This window comes from Candidatus Andeanibacterium sp. (assembly GCF_057143545.1).
In genome coordinates, this window is record NZ_DBNHSF010000157.1 from 1 (window position 1) to 2060 (window position 2060).

Consider the following 2060-nt stretch of genomic DNA (forward strand, 5'->3'; position numbering starts at 1 on the left):
GACGACATCATCGGCAGCGATCTGCCGCCAGGGTGCAGGCTGGAGATAGGGCGCGGGTGGCCCGCCGCCGAACCCGCCCTCGGTGATCTCGACCGGCGGCGAACCCGGCGGAAACATCGCTTGCGGAAAGGGGCCGGGCGTCGGTCCGCGCGGATCCTTGATCGCGATGTGCTCGAAGGCCTCGCCGTCGCGGACGCCCGAGACGATCAGTTTCCCGCCCTCCAGCCGGGCCTCGACCGAGTCCTGCGAGACCAGCGAACCGTCAAGCGCGAGATGGCGGATGGTGAAGGCGAGGCCTTCCGCCTCGTCGAAGCTGCCCGCGATCCGGGCGAGGGTCGTCCCGTCGGCGCAATTGCTGCAATAGATTCCGCCGACCCGGTCGGCCTTGATGACGAATTCGTAGACATGCGGCTCGCCGGATTCGCTCAGCCAGCCGCCGCGATAGTGATCGGCGCTTTCGGCCCAGGCCGGGCTCGCTGCAAGACTGGCAGCCGCTCCGGCGATGAGCGCCCGCTCAAGCATCAATCGGCCCAGTAGAGCCGCATCGGATTGTCGATCAGCAGCTTGCGCTGGAGTTCACCGCCCGGCGCGATGCGCGGGATCATGTCGACGATGTGGCCGTCGTCGGGGATTTCGTCCTGCATGTTGGGATGCGGCCAGTCGGTTCCCCAGATGCAGCGGTCGGGATAATCGGCGACCAGCGGCGCGACCGCCGCGGCAAAGGCGTTCCACGGATCGCCGCCGCCGCCTTCCTTGATCGCATCGAGCCGGTCAGGGCAGGTCGGCTTGAAGTGGATATCGGAGCGCGAATCGAGCAATGCCCGGAAGGCCCGCATATCCGGCCCGTCCGGGCCCTGCGAAACGTCGGGCCGGCCCATATGGTCGATCACCAGCGGGACCGGGATCGCAGCAAGGAACGGGCGCAGTTCCTCCAGGATATCGGCCTCGAAATAGATCACCACATGCCAGCCCCTGGGGAGCCGCCCGGCGACTTCGAGGAATTTGTCCTTCGGCGCGTCGTCGACCAGCCGCTTGAGGAAATTGAAGCGGATCCCGCGGATGCCTCCCGCATGGAGCGCGGCGAGCTCCTCCTCCGAAATCGCCGGATCGACCACCGCTACCCCGCGCGCCTTTCCGTTCGACCTGGCGATCGCGTTCAGCGTCGCGCGGTTGTCGGTCCCGTGGCAGCTCGCCTGGACGATGACATTGCGCGAAAAGCCGAGGTGGTCGCGCAGCGCGAACAGCTTGTCCGGACCGGCATCCTCGGGGAGATATTTGGCCTTCGCACTGAACGGGAATTGCGCCATCGGCCCGAACACGTGGCAATGCGCATCCACCGCCCCGGCAAGGGGCTTGTAGGCGGGTTTCGAGGGATTTGCGTGCCAGCTGGTAATTCGTTCGGACATCATTTCTCCATGCTCTCTCCCCGTCAGGGGAGAGATACGAAGGCTTGCGAGCTTGCTCGCTAGCCGAAGTTGAGAGGGGCAGCCCCCTCTCCCAACCCTCTCCCCTGAAGGGGAGAGGGCTTAAGCAAAAACCACTCCATCCATCAGCTTGCGCGCCGTTCGCAGCAGCGCCGAAGAGACAACCTCGCCGAGGTCATTGACTTCCAGCACGCAACTCATCTCGCCGGTCGGGTGCTCGACCGACAATGTCTTGCGCGAACCCTGCGGGATATCCGCAACCTCGTAGGCCGGCGATCCCGGCAGGAGGCAGGCCGTGGCCACGCTGACTGCCGCCAGCACGCCGACCGAGGCATGCGCGCGGTGCGGGATGAAGCTGCGCACGGTCACCGCTCCACCATTCAGCGGCGGGGCCACCAGCATCATCTTGGGCACGCTCTTTTCCGCGACATTTCCGAGATTCATCAGCGGTCCTGCCGCCAGGCGGATGCGTTCGATCCGGGTCCGCAGTTCGGCAAAGGCCTCGCTCTCGAGTTCCTCGCGGGTTTCATAACCCGTCGCGCCGACATCCTCCGCCTTGAACACGATACACGGCATGCCGTTGTCGATCAGCGTGCAGCGGACACCGACAAGAGTGTCGACGCGGTTGCCGGTGGG

Annotated in this window: 3 protein-coding genes; all 3 read right to left on the reverse strand. The window is 65.8% G+C overall.

All coding sequences use genetic code 11. The features are described 5' to 3' along the window. Positions 1–522 (reverse strand): hypothetical protein (locus AC16XC_RS09035; protein WP_484034321.1); only part of this gene is annotated, 522 nt, incomplete at its 3' end. Continuing rightward, positions 522–1406, reverse strand: coding sequence for an amidohydrolase family protein (locus tag AC16XC_RS09040; protein ID WP_484034322.1), 885 nt, complete (start codon positions 1404–1406; stop codon positions 522–524). The genes AC16XC_RS09035 and AC16XC_RS09040, both read right to left, overlap by 1 nt. 120 nt (positions 1407–1526) lie before the next feature. Beyond that, positions 1527–2060: PrpF domain-containing protein (locus AC16XC_RS09045; RefSeq protein WP_484034323.1), on the reverse strand; the 534-nt coding region annotated here is incomplete at its 5' end.

What these genes read in the sequence shown, in the direction of transcription:
- AC16XC_RS09040 (WP_484034322.1), bottom strand. Translation starts at nt 1,406, where the DNA reads ATGTCCGAACGAATTACCAGCTGGCACGCAAATCCCTCGAAACCCGCC.